11 protein-coding genes are annotated in these 15222 nt (G+C 33.6%); 4 read left to right on the top strand and 7 right to left on the bottom strand.

Annotated features, from left to right (window positions below):
• Positions 1–25: 25 nt before the first annotated feature.
• Complete coding sequence (locus ACHRWY_RS26245) at positions 26–1153, bottom strand: N-acetylmuramoyl-L-alanine amidase (RefSeq protein WP_395358748.1); 1128 nt, start codon at positions 1151–1153, stop codon at positions 26–28.
• An 82-nt stretch (positions 1154–1235) separates the two neighbouring features.
• Here ACHRWY_RS26245 and ACHRWY_RS26240 point away from each other — a divergent pair, with 82 nt between their 5' ends.
• Both ACHRWY_RS26240 and ACHRWY_RS26235 read left to right on the top strand, forming a co-directional pair.
• The gene (locus ACHRWY_RS26240; RefSeq protein ID WP_395358747.1) at positions 1236–3959 is read left to right on the top strand and encodes a putative LPS assembly protein LptD; all 2724 of its coding nucleotides are present in this window, start codon (positions 1236–1238) and stop codon (positions 3957–3959) included.
• A 134-nt stretch (positions 3960–4093) separates the two neighbouring features.
• Complete coding sequence (locus ACHRWY_RS26235; protein ID WP_395358745.1) at positions 4094–4474, top strand: RidA family protein; 381 nt, start codon at positions 4094–4096, stop codon at positions 4472–4474.
• On the opposite strand, the gene ACHRWY_RS26230 is transcribed toward ACHRWY_RS26235, so the two are convergent.
• The 6 genes from ACHRWY_RS26230 to ACHRWY_RS26205 all read right to left on the bottom strand — a co-directional run bounded on the left by ACHRWY_RS26230 (position 4455) and on the right by ACHRWY_RS26205 (position 13274).
• Positions 4455–4829, bottom strand: coding sequence for a methylglyoxal synthase (locus ACHRWY_RS26230; RefSeq protein ID WP_395358808.1), 375 nt, complete (start codon positions 4827–4829; stop codon positions 4455–4457). The genes ACHRWY_RS26235 and ACHRWY_RS26230 overlap by 20 nt on opposite strands.
• A 199-nt stretch (positions 4830–5028) precedes the next feature.
• A complete protein-coding gene (locus tag ACHRWY_RS26225; protein ID WP_395358743.1) occupies positions 5029–5403 on the bottom strand; it encodes a methylglyoxal synthase in 375 nt (124 codons plus the stop codon).
• 13 nt (positions 5404–5416) lie between these two features.
• On the bottom strand, positions 5417–6268 hold the full coding sequence (locus tag ACHRWY_RS26220; protein ID WP_395358741.1) for an N-acetylglucosamine kinase: 852 nt from the start codon (positions 6266–6268) through the stop codon (positions 5417–5419).
• A 130-nt stretch (positions 6269–6398) separates the two neighbouring features.
• On the bottom strand, positions 6399–7403 hold the full coding sequence (gene gap, locus ACHRWY_RS26215; protein WP_029273106.1) for a type I glyceraldehyde-3-phosphate dehydrogenase: 1005 nt from the start codon (positions 7401–7403) through the stop codon (positions 6399–6401).
• A gap of 88 nt (positions 7404–7491) precedes the next feature.
• Positions 7492–8478, bottom strand: a complete 987-nt coding sequence (pfkA, locus tag ACHRWY_RS26210; protein ID WP_395358738.1) for a 6-phosphofructokinase — start codon at positions 8476–8478, stop codon at positions 7492–7494.
• 308 nt (positions 8479–8786) lie between these two features.
• Positions 8787–13274 (bottom strand): translocation/assembly module TamB domain-containing protein, encoded by a 4488-nt coding sequence (locus ACHRWY_RS26205; RefSeq protein WP_395358736.1) that lies wholly within the window; start codon positions 13272–13274, stop codon positions 8787–8789.
• Between the two features lie 208 nt (positions 13275–13482).
• Between ACHRWY_RS26205 and tsaD the strand changes: the two genes are divergently transcribed.
• Entirely contained in the window at positions 13483–14505 is a 1023-nt protein-coding gene (gene tsaD, locus ACHRWY_RS26200; RefSeq protein ID WP_395358734.1) for a tRNA (adenosine(37)-N6)-threonylcarbamoyltransferase complex transferase subunit TsaD, read from the top strand.
• A 2-nt stretch (positions 14506–14507) separates the two neighbouring features.
• Positions 14508–15221, top strand: coding sequence for a 16S rRNA (uracil(1498)-N(3))-methyltransferase (locus ACHRWY_RS26195; RefSeq protein WP_395358732.1), 714 nt, complete (start codon positions 14508–14510; stop codon positions 15219–15221).
• Position 15222 lies beyond the last annotated feature (1 nt).

Here is a 15222-nt window from a genome sequence, read left to right as displayed (position 1 = left end):
ATATAAATATTCGAACTAGAGGCTATTATTTAATGGCGTCTTGAATACTGATTTTTTCTCCATCTTTAGTTGCAATCAAAAAAGCAGCTCCATATCCTTTATCCTTAGCTTCTTCCAAATATTTCTTAGCCGTATCATAATTGGAAGTTTCCTGATAGAAATATTTGTAAATATTGTTTTCATACAACATAGTTACATTTTTCAGGCCTTTGAAGTTTTTAGGCTCCAATGGTGTTTTTTTAATGCTGGCAATAAGCTGCACTTTAAAGAAAATTCCTTTTGGCGTATTCTTAGCAACTGCTGCAGTTTCGACTACTTTAGCCTTTTTTGGTGTTGAAGTATCTCTTGCTGGTCTTGCTTCTGCTATTTCAGGATTTCCTGAACCAAAATATTCATTCTTATAACTCAAAATAGCTTCTGCAATGGCTTTTGCAATATCATTTTGTCCTTCTTCTGAATTTAAAATATTTCCTTCAGTAGGGTTCGAAACAAATCCTGTCTCTACCAAAACTCTTGGCATATACGCTTTATGAAGTACCATAAAAGGTGCTTGTTTTACGCCCCCGTGTCGAAGTTTCTTGCCCAGTTTATCAAAATTATCCTCTATTTTACTCGCCAAAGAAATACTGTTGTCCAAATATTCTTCCTGCATTAAGGTCATTCCAACCATAGATTCAGGCGAATTAGGATCGAAACCTTCATATTTACGTTTATAGTCTTTCTCTAACGTAATAACCGAGTTTTCTTTCTTCGCAGCTTCAAGATTCGATGCTACCTTACTTAAACCCATTACATACGTTTCTGTTCCGTCAGCAGCTGTATTTTTGTTTGCATTACAATGTATCGATACGAAAATATTCGAATTTGCTCTGTTTGCGATATTGGCTCTTTCTACTAAATCAATAAAAACATCTGTTTTACGGGTATAAATAACATTGACATTGGGGCTACTTTCTAAAATTTTACCAACTTTTAAAACAATAGCCAAAGCAATATTTTTCTCAATCCGCCCACTATAGACAGCTCCAAAGTCATGATCCCCATGTCCTGCATCAAGTGTTACCTTAAAAACATTTGCCTGACTATAAGCACAAAATGACAATATCGTTAGAAAAAAAGTAAATATTACTTTAATTTTGTTAAATCTATTCATAAATCTAAAAGTTAATTTTAATAAAACGTAACAGCTATAATTTTTACAATTGATTATTTTTGACAAAAAATTATATGTAAGTTTGACATGTCAAAAAACAAGCCATAATTTTACAAAAATAGCATTTAAACCTTTGCATACAAACTTATTTAATATCGTTTTATTATCATTTTTCCTAACTTTAGGATGTGGTAATTTATATTCGCAAGAGATAAAAAACAAAAAAAAGCCCTTACCAACTGTAAAACAAACAGATAAACCTAAAACGGCTCTACCCGATAAAGCCGCCGCTCCTGTTACAGATACTATAAAATTGGACACGGTTAAGGCTAAAAAGAATTTTCTGGATGCCGTAACGAAATACAAAGCCAAAGATTATGCTAAATATGATAAGAAAGCCAAAACACTTACTTTGTATAATGAAGCCGAATTATATTATAAAGATGTTGAGCTAAAATCAGGAATTATCGTTTTAAATCTTGAAAAAGAAGAAGTCTATGCCGGAAGAATAAAAGATTCTGCAGGAGTTTTAACACAATATCCAAACTTTAAACAAGGAGCAAGTGAAGTTCAGCCCGATTCTATCCGATTTAATTTTAAAACTAAAAAAGCCTTAATTTATAATTCCAGAACTGAACAGGGAGAATTTAAAATTAAAGCAGCTGTTACAAAAAAAGAGAATGATTCCGTTTACTTTTTAAAGGGCGCACGTTTTACAACCGCAAAAGACATAGATGATCCTGAATACTATTTCCGAACGAACAAGGTAAAATTTGTTCCTAACAAAAAAGTTGTTGTTGGGATTACCCAAATGGTAATTGCAGACGTACCTACCCCATTAGCATTGCCTTTTGCTTTTTTTCCAATGAGTCAGGAAAAAAGCGTTTCCGGAATTATCATACCTAGTTATAATGACTCTAACACCAGAGGGTTTTCTCTACAAAACGGAGGTTACTATTTTGCCTTAAGCGACAATTATGACCTGACTGTTTTAGGGGATTATTATACTAATGGTAGTTATGCCATGCGTTTCGAATCTGCTTATGCGACAAAATATAAATATAGGGGAAATGTGAATATTCGTTTCGAAAACCTGATTAGCAGTGAAAGAGGCTACCCTGACTATTCTCAACAAAATATTTACAATATTCAGTGGTCACATGCAAAAGACACTAAATCAAATCCAAATTCGACTTTTTCTGCCTCTGTGAATATGGGTAGCAGTAAATATTTTAAGCGATCAATCAACCAGGCCAACGTGGGGTCAAACCTGAACAATACTTTAAGTTCATCAATCTCTTATAACAAAACCTTTAATACGATTCCGCAGGCACGTATTTCCTTAACAGCCACACATCAACAAAACACGCAGACCGAAGAAATACAAATGACATTACCTGCTTTACAGGGAAGTATTGACCGTATTTATCCTTTTGTTGGAAAAGATGGCCTTAAAAAAGGGTTTATAAAAAACATCAACTTACAATATAATGTAAGCGGTAAAAATAATTTCGTTACTACTGATTCACTATTTTTCAAACCACAAATGTTTAGAGATGCTCAGATCGGTATGCAACACAGTATTCCGATTAGTACAAACTTTAAAATATTTAAATATTTTAGTGCAGGTGCTTCTACAAATTATCAGGAAACCTGGGTAACCAAAACGATCGATAAAAATTACAGCGCAGACAAAGGCGAAGTGGTAAACACAACTGTAAACGGTTTTGATGCCTACCGAACTTATAATTTCAGTACAAATTTAGGAACGACAATTTACGGTACTTTCAATTTTGGTGATGACAAAAGAATCCAATCGATTCGTCACGTCATGAGGCCAACTGTTACGTACTCGTACACGCCAAGTTTTGATCAATACTACAATAATTATACTGTAGATGCCTCCGGAAGAATCTCTACCTACTCAAGATTTGAAGGTGGTATTTTTGGAGCTCCCGGAAAAAGTAATTCGAATATCGTATCATTTGCCTTAAGTAATACTTTTGAAGCAAAAGTAAGAGACCGTGACAGTACAAAAACAGAGCCTAAAAAAATCATGTTATTAAATAACTTAAACTTTAGTACGAGTTATAACTTTGATGCTGACGGAAAAGAAACCCTGGCCTGGCAACCTGTACTTGTAAGTGGTGGAACCCAGCTTTTTGACAACAAAATGAACGTCAATTTTGGTGCTACATTAGATCCGTATGCGATTGACAATGGTGGAAACAAAATCAATATGTTCAATATTGACAATGGTGGAAGTTTATTCAGGATGACCAGTGCGAATGTTACTTTAAACTATTCCTTTTCGAATAAAGGAACCGGCAAAGATGAGAAGAACACCCAAAGTCAGCGGAACGGAGGTCGAAATGATGATTTATTCGGAACCAATACAGACTTAAATGACAGCCGAAATAGTCAGTTTGCCAATGAAAAAGACGATGATAAAGATGTTATAACTGAATTCTTCAATTCTAAGATTCCATGGGACATGACACTGGCGTATTCATTAACATATTCAAACATAAAACGCGAAAATAAAATTAGCGGAAACTCTATTATGATTTCTGCCAATATGGACATTACGCCTAAGTGGAAAGGCGGTGTTTCTACAGGTTATGATTTTGTACAAAAAGGAGTAACTTTTACGCAGTTTCGTTTCGAAAGGGACTTATTAAGCTGGAGAATGGCATTTAACTGGACACCACTAGGTCTAAATTCTAACTGGAATTTCTTTATCGGAATCAAATCAGGGATGCTTAGTGATATCAAATGGAACAAACGAAGTACTTCAAACCGATAATCTGCCAGATATACAATATCCATACAAAATCGCCAGGACTTAAAATCATCGAATACCCAACAAAATATATTCGACGAAACCAACAGAACTAAAGAACGGCAATATCATATTCAGTAAACAAATATTATCTATATATGAAAAAGATCATTTTTACAGAAAAGGCTCCTGCACCAATTGGACCTTACAATCAGGCTGTATTATCAGGAAATACTCTTTATGCTTCTGGTCAGATTGCAATTAATCCAGCGTCGGGAGAAATCATTACTGATAACATTGACAATGAAACAACTCAGGTAATGCAAAACATTGCAGCAATTTTAGAGGCTGCCAACATGACTTTTGAGAATGTCGTTAAAGCCACTATCTTTATCATGGACATGAATAACTTTGCCGCAATAAACGCTATTTATGGCTCTTATTTTGACGAAAAAACAGCTCCGGCACGCGAGACAGTTCAGGTAGCGTGTTTGCCTAAAAATGTGAATGTTGAAATTTCTATAATTGCAGTGCAATAGCATCTAATAATAATTGTGCCGTTGCTTCATTTGTACCCAACGGCACATTATGTACATCACAAACCCTAAGCAACATATTGATATCGACTTCATGTGCGTGGCTTGCAAGTGGATCTTTAAAAAAGAAAACAATTTTAATTTTCCCTTCGGCAACCCTCGAAGCAATCTGAGCATCTCCACCCATCGAACAAGGAAGCATTTTGGTTATCTTAAAACCTGAATTTTCTGCATTCCGTCCTAATATTCCTGTCGCTATAAGCTTCACTCTTTCTTTTTGCAAAACGGCCCGGTTTTTAATCAAAAACTGGAGCATATCTGCTTTTTTATTATCATGAGCAATAATTGCGATATCAATAATCTTTTTCATGAAATTATACTAAAATTAGTACCAAATTTACATAAAAAAAGATAATTCTCACATTAAAACAATCAAAATGAGGCATTTACAAATAAAATATCAATAAATTAATTAAAGCCATTAATTTTGAATATTTCATAAAAAAAAACCGCTACATATCATTGTAACGGTTTTCTATAGTGTCAAATATGAATTTCTATAATTGCAAAGCAATGGCATTTAACAATAATTGCGCTGAAGCTTCATTTGTTGCTAATGGTACATTATGCACATCACAAACCCTGATTAACATATTAATATCAACTTCGTGCGCATGACTTGCAAGAGGGTCTTTAAAGAAAAAAACCATTTGTGTTTTTCCTTCAGCTACCCTTGCTGCAATTTGCGCATCACCACCAAGAGGACCGGAAAGCATTTTTCTCACCTTAAAACCAGCGTTTACTGCTTTACTACCTGTTGTTCCAGTGGCAATTAATTTAATGTTTTCCTGAAGCAGTAGAGTTTTGTTTTTATTCAAAAACTGAACCATATCTGCCTTTTTTCCATCATGAGCTATAATAGCAATTTCCATATTTTAATTTTATTTATTGATTAGCCACGTGATAAGCAATTAATCCATCAATAGGTCTTCTTAAAACGTTTCCTAATTGAAGTTCATACTTATTAAATGTCTCTTGTAATTCATCTTTTAAATAAAAAGCAATAGAACCCACAAAATGTACCGGAACTTCTTTACAGTTATCAAATTGCTTAATGTAATTTTTTACAAAAGATTTCATTCCTTTAAAGATGATTTTTCTACAAAACTCCGTGTCTTTATGTTTGATAAGGAATTTTGCAAATGTCGCCAGATAAGCATTTGGATTTGGCTCTTTGTATAATTTATTTTTGATAAAATCAGGATCAACATCGTATTCTTTTTCGAATTCAACCGCCAGTTCCTTAGGCATTTTATTAAAATAATACTTTCTGATTAATTCTTTTCCAAAAACATTCCCACTACAGTCATCCATAACGATATATCCTAATGACTGAACTTTTTGATGCAATATTTTTCCATCAAAAAAACTACAATTAGAACCTGTTCCCAGGATTGATACAATTGCTTCCTGACCTTTTGGGGTTGTCGCATAAACAGCTGCATAAGTATCTTCCTGAACATCAACAATGGCATTAGAAAAGTACTCCTGGAAGATTCGTTTCAACTCTTCTTTCATTCTGTCAGTTCCACAACCTGCTCCGTAAAAGAACAAATGTGTCGCATTTTTTTTATTTTGTAAAATATCAAAACGATCGTTTAATCGTATCACGATTTCCGGTTCGTCAAGAATTTCAGGATTTAATCCTAAAGTTTGTGTGGTGAATAATACTTTTCCATTATCATCAATTGCAATCCAATCGGCTTTAGTAGATCCACTATCAACTATTAATTTCATTTTATTTAGTTTTTGGATTAGTTTTTCTTTAGCTAAATAAAAAGTGTGTTTTTTACATTAATTAAAGAAGTAACAAAATAAGAAAATCCCGTTACTTTAAGATAACGGGATTTTGCAAAAATATATAATATTATTTTAAACCTGCGATATGTACTGACAAATCAATTAATTTACTAGAGTATCCATACTCATTATCGTACCATGATACAAATTTGAAGAATGTTGAATTTAAACCAATTCCTGCAGTTGCATCAACGATAGAAGTTCTTTTATCAGAAATAAAATCCTGAGAAACAACTGCATCTTCAGTATATCCTAAGATACCTTTCATTGTAGTTTCAGATGCTGTTTTTAAAACAGCTAATATTTCTTCGTATGAAGTTTCTTTAGAAACTTTTACAGTTAAATCTACTACAGAAACGTCAGCAGTAGGAACACGGAAAGACATTCCTGTTAATTTTCCATTCAAAGAAGGAATTACTTTTCCAACCGCTTTTGCAGCTCCTGTAGAAGAAGGGATAATATTGATTGAAGCAGCACGTCCACCTCTCCAGTCTTTTCTGGAAGGTCCGTCAGCTGTCATTTGAGTTGAAGTTGTAGCGTGAACAGTTGTCATTAAAGCTTCTTCAATTCCAAAGTTATCGTGAATAACTTTAGCTAAAGGAGCTAAACAGTTTGTAGTACAAGAAGCATTAGAAACTACCAGGTCGGAAGCTTTTGCAGTTTCGTGATTTACTCCCATTACAAACATTGGAGCATCTGCAGACGGAGCAGAAATGATTACTTTTTTAGCACCACCTTTAATGTGCTCATTTGCAGTTTCGATAGTTGTGAAGATACCAGTACATTCTGCAACTACATCAACATCAACTTCGTTCCATTTTAAGTCAGCTGGATTTCTTTCTGCAGTGATACGGATATTTCTTCCGTTTACATAAAGTTTTCCTTCTTTTACTTCTACAGTTCCGTTGAAACGACCGTGAACTGAATCATATTTTAATAAGTAAGCTAAGTGATCTACATCTAATAAATCATTGATTGCTACTACTTCTACATTATCTCTATTGAAAGACTCTCTAAAAACGATTCTTCCGATACGTCCAAATCCGTTTATTCCTAATTTTACTTTTGACATTTTACTTAATTTTTGCTTTTGTTTTTATTACACTATTTTAAAGTCTAATTTCCTCACAATAAACTTCATTTCTTTTTTAAACTTTATCTTATGTTGACATGATGTCAGATACTCTCAACAATTCTCTATCGATTTCAGATTTTCCTTTAATTGCCTGTTCAAGTGGGGTCAATGCTACTTTATCGGCCTGCAAACCTACCATGTAGTTTGATTTTCCTTCGATTAATGACTCTACTGCTTTCACACCCAGACGGCTTGCTAAAACACGGTCAAAACAAGATGGCGAACCACCACGCTGCATGTGTCCTAAGACAGATACTCTTACGTCATACTCCGGTAAATTAGCTTCAACATAATCTTTTAATTCGAATACGTTTTTACCAATTTTATCACCTTCGGCAATAACTACGATACTTGATGATTTTCCCGATGCTTTGCTTTTTTGAAGAGAATCCAGCAATCGGTCTAAACCTAAGTCTTCTTCAGGAATAAGGATTTCTTCGGCACCGGCTCCAATTCCGGCATTAAGGGCGATATGACCTGCATCTCTACCCATAACCTCTACAAAAAACAATCGGTTATGTGAACTTGCAGTATCTCTGATTTTATCAATACAATCTACAACAGTATTTAATGCCGTATCATATCCTAAGGTATGGCTGGTTCCGTAAATATCGTTATCAATTGTACCCGGAATTCCCATTACAGGAAAATTATATTCTGAATTAAAAATCAATCCTCCGGTAAAACTTCCGTCTCCTCCAATAACTACAAGAGCATCAACTCCTGCTTTTAAAAGATTCTCGTGCGCTTTTTTTCTACCTTCCGGGGTTCTAAACTCAACTGAACGAGCTGATTTCAGGATCGTTCCACCTTTGTTTACAATATTATTTACGCTTCGGGGTCCCATTTCTTTGAAGTCTCCTTCAATCATTCCCTGATACCCTCTATAAATTCCGATACATTCTATATTATGATAAGCGCATGTTCGAACAACTGATCGTATTGCGGCATTCATTCCTGGTGAGTCTCCTCCCGATGTCAGAACACCAACTTTTTTTATTGTTTTTGGCATTATTTAAGTATTAAAGTGTAAAATTAGCAAACATTCACCACTTTTCAGGTTATGTTTATAATAAATTAATAAAATATGTTAAATTCAAACGTTTTCGTTAATAAGTTTTTCGATAGTAAAAAATTCATTTAAAATAATAAAAGCCACTTATTTTAATTAAATATTTAAAATTAACAATACATAAATGAAGTGTTATAAAATTTTATAGCTTTTAAGATTCCTCAAAAACGATCAAGCCTTTAAAATTAGCACAAAAAAAACCATTCGCCGCAACGAATGGTTTTTATAAGCATATTTTTAACAATTCACTAAAAATCATTATCCGGAATTACGCCTTCATTGTTTTGTGGTTGTGGTGTTTTTTTCTCTTCTTCTTTTTTATCTTCCTTCTTTTTATTCTTTTCAGCATCTTTTTTATTAGAAAACTTCACCAGACTTGGATCTAGATATGAATCCTGTAAATCATCTGAAGAACTCTTTATCACTCTTTCAAGTTTATGATTTTTAAACAGTTTACTGACCAACTCGCTAAAGGTATCAAAATCGACTTCATACGAAATACCAACACCCTGCGTATAACCAATTCCTTGTCCGATATAATTAATATCATTTTCTTTATTAAACAAACGAAGGTTCATTGATCCGTCTTCGTTTACTCTGTAAAGTATTTCAATATCACCAACAATAGCTGATTCATTTACCCCGCCAATTGGAACCCCCAATTTTCCGTTAATTGAAATCTTTTCATTAATCTGAGAGGATATATTAGCCACAAACTGACCATCAGCTTCCTGCCCAATTCGTTTATCTGCCGATATGAAGTTCAAATCTATATTAATAAGATCATTATCTGATTTGATAATCCCACCTAGTAAACTGGCTGCAGTTTCAGCAAAAGTACCTGATAAATCACTTTGGTTAAATCCATCCGGACTCATAAACGAACCTGTAGATAACAGATACAAAGCTTGTGTCTGGCGAACATCTTTATCATCTAATTTATACTGTATCTCTGATTTTAAAACATTACTTACAGATGGAAACTGAATATCGAAATTAGGTTCCGGGCTCGTTAAATCTCCCCTTAGTCCAATTACAACTTCTACCGGTACTTTTTTATTAAATGATGAATTATCCAATAACACAGCAGGATTTGCAGATGTTCTGTAAACCGCTTCCAGATTTAACTGCGCTTTCATGGGGTTACCTTCCCAAATGATAGACCCTCCTTTTTTTACTGCGAATTTTTTATCAATTAAACCACCATATTTAAAATTATAGGTTCCTTCATACGCCTGAAAATCTCCCCACATATTAAATTTCCCCAGTGTATTAATTTTAAACAATAACGATCCGTATCCTTTTCCTTTCATTCCATGTCCGGAATTTCGATCCAATATTACCTCTACTTCGGCATCCGGAGTAATATCAAAATCAAATTCTAATTCAAGACCATTATAGTTTCTCGTTTTTTCGACAATTCCATTTGCTAAATTGTATTTTTCTTTTGGCGTTACAAAATGAATCCAGCTGCTCTCCCCTACACTTTGTGCATTATTAATAGGGATTTTAACTTCTGTTCCTTTTTCAGATTTCGCATCTACTTTTATAAATAAACTTTGCGTTGGTCCTTTAATACTTGCAGTTCCATTAATAAAAGCAGTACCAAAATAGGCAGCATCTTCACTATCTTTTGTATCAAGTGCCAGCAGGCGTTTAGAGGTTATAGTCAAATCTAACTTCCAGTCTCCAAAATTATGATGCTCAATACTTCCGTTCAGTAAACCTTTTGTTCCGTATTTTGTATCTGTAAGCTGGTTATTTCTAAACAAAAACTTTTCATCTGTTAAATCAATTACGGTACGATCGCTCAATTCGTAATCTGTATTAAGGTACGGAATGGTCATTCCGGCCTTCTCAACATATAATCGCCCGTTGATTTCGGGCTTTTTAAGATTCCCAACCACAGCAGCGTTTCCAGAAACGGAGCCTCGAATGTTAGACAGAACATCTCCTCCTACCGTACCTAAAATAGCCAGATTAAATCCTTCCAGCTTTAAATTCAGGTCTAAAAATGTTTCTTTATTTTCAATGGCAAAAGTACCATTTGCCCTAAACGATTCTGTAAATCCATTTTGAATAGAGGAGTTGATCGTAAACTTTTTAAAGCTTTCATCACCGGAAATATCAAAATTAAGCGTTCCTAAATCGATCTTATTTAAATTAAGATGATCAATAACAATGGATGCCGTAGGCTGATAGACGTTTTTATTCTGCTTATAATTAATCTGCCCATTCAAATTACCATTAAAAACAAATTTGGAATTTAAGGGGGTGATTTTGTTTATGTCAACATCTTCAAAATTGAGGACGAGATCTTTATAATCGTTTCCTTTAATTACTCCGTTTAAATCAATTTTTTGATTCTCATGGGATAAAACAATGTTGTTAATGCTGAAATTTTTAAAGTATTGGTCAAAAACAATCTGATTATCTTTTTCTGCATCTTCGTTCAAATACCACAAATAGTCCTTAAACTTCATTTCAGACTTTTTGATCCCCACAATGTTATTCTTATTTTTATCAATGGTATGATACAAATCCAGATTATAATAATCTTCGCCTTTTTCCCCTCCTTTAAACTCTGAACGTACAAACAGGGTGTCTTTTGAAGTAACGTTAATTAAATTAAAATCGCGTATTTTATAGTAAGGCGTTTTAATACTGTCCAACTCTACGTAAGCATTGTACAGTGCATTCTTATTATCAATATTAATTCTGATATTATCAAAGGTATTTTTTGCCGCTGTAATTTTTTGAGATTTGAATCTGAATTTAAATTCCTGCAAATCAGAATCAATTTTTCCGCGAACAACAGTACTGGAATCAATGTTAATCTCCGGATACAACATTTCAACTACTTTATCATATACATGAAAATTGAAACGTAAAAACTGTCCTTTTTTAACTTTATAAGGTTTATAATTTGTATAAAGACTTCCAACCGAATTCATTACCAGTTTGTCTAACTGGGCAAATTGAAATTTTCCCACAATTTCCCCATTGACAACATCGTTCGAACTAATTGTTATGGTACGTAATTTATCCGCATCAAAATTCGAATTAACAGTTAATTCGTCAAAATTATAAGTCGATTTAGGGTTTTGATACACTGCATCTCTTATCGTAACAGTTCCCTGAAGGTTTTCTATCGAATTTCCTGAAACTTCGACAACAGCATCTCCTCTAAATTGCGAGATCGAATCGTTTACAAATTTCAGTTTTCGCAAATCGGCATTTTCTACATTAATATGAAAATCGTAGCGGCTTTCGCGTTTACTCAAATCAACCAAACCATCAAAAGTTAAATTCAAATTGGGATCGTTTACAGAAATCTGTCCTTTATAATAAGGCAACTTAAAATTCCCGTTTACAACAATATTATTATAGGTATATTTATTATAGTCTAATTTTGCAATATCACCTTTTATAATGGTATTTAAATATTTCTCTGTAAAACCAACTCCTTCAACATCTAAGTTTAAAGTTGTTCTGCCCAGGTCTTTTCGTTTCAATAAGGCACCAATATTAAAATTATCCAAAACTATATTTCCTGAATAGGATGCTTTGTCAATAAAATCAATATTATTCATGTGCAAATCGGCCTGACCATTTCCTAAGTCAGTAATCATTTTAAAATCAGTTTCTAATGCTGTTGTTGAAACTTTGGCTTTACCTACAATATTAAATTTACCAATTCGCTGAAGTTCTTTAGGAAGCTTTTTACCTAAAATATTCGGTAATAAAACCACCAAATTATCATAGCTTGACACCAGCTTATCAAATTTTCCATCCATTGAAAATTTCTGGGTTTTACTGCCCAGTAAATTTTTAAAATTAATCGTTCCAAAAATTTTAGAACCATTTGTGTCACTCAGTTTAAGATGTTTTAAATTAAGGTTATTCAGCGTTCCGTTTATTTTGGTCTTAATTTTAAAATGCTGGTTTTTACCTAATCCATCGTAAAAATATCGAATATCATTTGAAGCAATTGAAGCAGAGTCCAGTGCAACATCAAATTTTACTTTATCTGTAAAATGAAGAAAATCTTCTACGCTGTAATTTAAGACCGCTTTTCCGTAAATAGAAGACCTTTTTGTTTTGATCGCTAAATTTTCGACCTTTATTTGCTTTTTAGTATAACTGAATTTTCCGGCAAAATTTGAAACATACAATCCGCGATGATCTAAAAATGAAAACCGGTGAATTATTGTATTTACCTCCGGGCCATATAATTTAAAATCACTTATATAAGCGTTAAGTTTTTTAAAATCCAGAAAACGCGGGGTATTTTTATTTTCGTCAACCACCGAAAAAGCGCCCTGCGAAATATAAGCGTTTCTGGCTGTTAATAAAAAGTGTTTGTTTGATTTGGGTGTTTTTTTGCCTGTTTCAAACAATTTGATAAATTTATTGATATTGTTTTCGTCTTCGTTTTTATACGTTTTCAAATTAAAGATCAGACCCGTTAGCCGGATATCCCCAAAAAGCAAATCGCCATCCAGTAATCTTTTAACACTTAAAATATCGGTCGTAATAATATCAGAATAGATCAGGGTTTTCTTGTGATGATCTAAAATCAAAACCTTCTTAAGTTTTACACCACCAAATATGTTAATAGCCACTTTGTCTACACTTATATTGGTTTTAAAATCGGTATTTAAAGTTTCTGTGATGTACTTTGCGATTTTTGTCTGAACGACAGGCAAAGCCAGTATGATTGCGAGTGCTAACAAAAGTAAAATTAACCCAATGAGGGTTCTGGATATTATTTTCTTTACTTTTTTGATAGCTGCTTTTATTTTAGTTTTCTTTTAAATTTATTTTGAACAGGCAAAGAACGACTGTTTTTGATAAAAATTCTTTAATTTTGGCTTCTCCTTATACTAAAAAGAAAATCAAATATTTGATTTGTCAAATATAATCCAAAATTCGTGCCTTTATATGCAAAATTCAGAGGTTTTTATTCTTGCCATCGAAAGTTCATGCGATGATACTGCTGCCGCGGTTTTACATAACGACAAAGTACTCTCAAATGTTGTGGCCAATCAGTTAATTCACAATCAATATGGTGGTGTTGTTCCGGAATTAGCTTCGAGAGCACATCAGCAAAATATTGTACCGGTAATTGATGCGGCGCTACGTAAAGCAAATGTACAAAAAGATCAATTAACTGCTATTGCTTTTACACAAGGTCCCGGTTTAATGGGCTCTTTGCTGGTAGGAAGTTCCTTTAGCAAATCGTTGTCACTCGCATTAAAAATTCCGTTAATTGCTGTAAATCACATGCATGCCCATATTTTGGCTCATTTTATAGACGAAGAAGGTTTTGAAAAACCTGAATTTCCTTTTTTAGCTTTAACTATTAGCGGCGGGCATACCCAGATCGTGAAAGTAAAGGGCTTTTTTGATATGGAAATTATAGGAGAAACTACAGATGACGCGGTTGGTGAAGCTTTTGACAAAAGTGCCAAAATCCTTGGATTGCCTTATCCGGGCGGACCATTGATTGACAAATATGCACAATTAGGAAACCCGAAAGCATTTGCTTTTACCAAACCAAAAGTTCCGGGATTAGACTTTAGTTTCTCCGGATTAAAAACGGCAATTCTATATTTTATTCAAAAGAAAAAACTGGAGAACCCAAATTTTATCGAAGAAAACCTGAATGACATTTGTGCTTCTATTCAATATACGATTATCGAGATTTTGATGGATAAACTAAAATTAGCCGTTAAGGAAACCGGAATAAACCAAATCGCTATTGGCGGAGGAGTTTCTGCAAATTCAGGTATTAGAACCCGATTAAAGGAAACAGAAGCAAAATACGGCTGGAAAACTTTTATCCCAAAATTCGAATACACTACCGATAACGCTGCAATGATAGGAATTGTAGGATATCAAAAATATTTATCAAGTCGTTTCGAAACTTCAGCAGTAGTTTCGAAAGCGCGAATTCAATTTTAATTATGCAATTATTTTACAATCCTGATATTGATGAATCAACTGAAAGTTTTTCTTTTGATAAAGAAGAAAGCCGACATATCATAAAGGTTTTACGCAAAAAAGATTCCGATATTTTACATGTTACAAACGGTTTGGGTTTATTGTTCGAAACCGAAATAACATTGGCTTCTGACAACAAATGTATTGTCCAGGTGCTTTCTATAAAAAAAACTGATCAGCCAAAATTTCGTTTGCATTTAGCTGTTGCACCAACGAAAATGAACGATCGTTTTGAATGGTTTCTGGAAAAGGCCACCGAAATTGGAATTCAGGAAATCACACCTGTTATTTGTGATCGCTCTGAGCGAAAAGTGGTTAATTTGGAGCGTTTTGAAAAAATTATTCTTTCGGCAATGAAACAATCTAACGAAACATATTTGCCTAAATTAAACGAAGCGATTTCATTTAAGGAATTCATCAAACAAAAAAATGAAGGCCTGCAATTGATTGCGCATTGCGAAGAAACAGATAAAAAATCGTTGAAGGATGTTTTGAAACCAAATGAAAGTGTTACGATGCTTATTGGTCCTGAAGGTGATTTTTCTGAAAAAGAAATTGCATTGGCTTTAGAAAATAATTATGAGCCTGTTACTTTAGGAAATACGCGTTTACGAACTGAAACGGCTGCAATTGTAGCCTGTCACAGTGTTGTGTTTTTTAATGAAGATTCCAATTAAT

The sequence above is a fragment of the Flavobacterium sp. FlaQc-48 genome (genome assembly GCF_044007335.1).
In the GTDB taxonomy this organism is placed as follows: Bacteria; Bacteroidota; Bacteroidia; order Flavobacteriales; family Flavobacteriaceae; genus Flavobacterium.
Note: the sequence above shows the minus strand (reverse complement) of the source record. Positions and strands in the feature narration are given on the sequence as shown.

Bases quoted from the DNA above. Each gene is read 5' to 3' on its own strand.
- ACHRWY_RS26245 (WP_395358748.1), bottom strand. From the start codon at position 1,153: ATGAATAGATTTAACAAAATTAAAGTAATATTTACTTTTTTTCTAACG.
- ACHRWY_RS26235 (WP_395358745.1), top strand. From the start codon at position 4,094: ATGAAAAAGATCATTTTTACAGAAAAGGCTCCTGCACCAATTGGACCT.
- ACHRWY_RS26225 (WP_395358743.1), bottom strand. From the start codon at position 5,403: ATGGAAATTGCTATTATAGCTCATGATGGAAAAAAGGCAGATATGGTT.
- ACHRWY_RS26220 (WP_395358741.1), bottom strand. From the start codon at position 6,268: ATGAAATTAATAGTTGATAGTGGATCTACTAAAGCCGATTGGATTGCA.
- gap (WP_029273106.1), bottom strand. From the start codon at position 7,403: ATGTCAAAAGTAAAATTAGGAATAAACGGATTTGGACGTATCGGAAGA.
- pfkA (WP_395358738.1), bottom strand. From the start codon at position 8,478: ATGCCAAAAACAATAAAAAAAGTTGGTGTTCTGACATCGGGAGGAGAC.
- tsaD (WP_395358734.1), top strand. From the start codon at position 13,483: ATGCAAAATTCAGAGGTTTTTATTCTTGCCATCGAAAGTTCATGCGAT.
- ACHRWY_RS26195 (WP_395358732.1), top strand. From the start codon at position 14,508: ATGCAATTATTTTACAATCCTGATATTGATGAATCAACTGAAAGTTTT.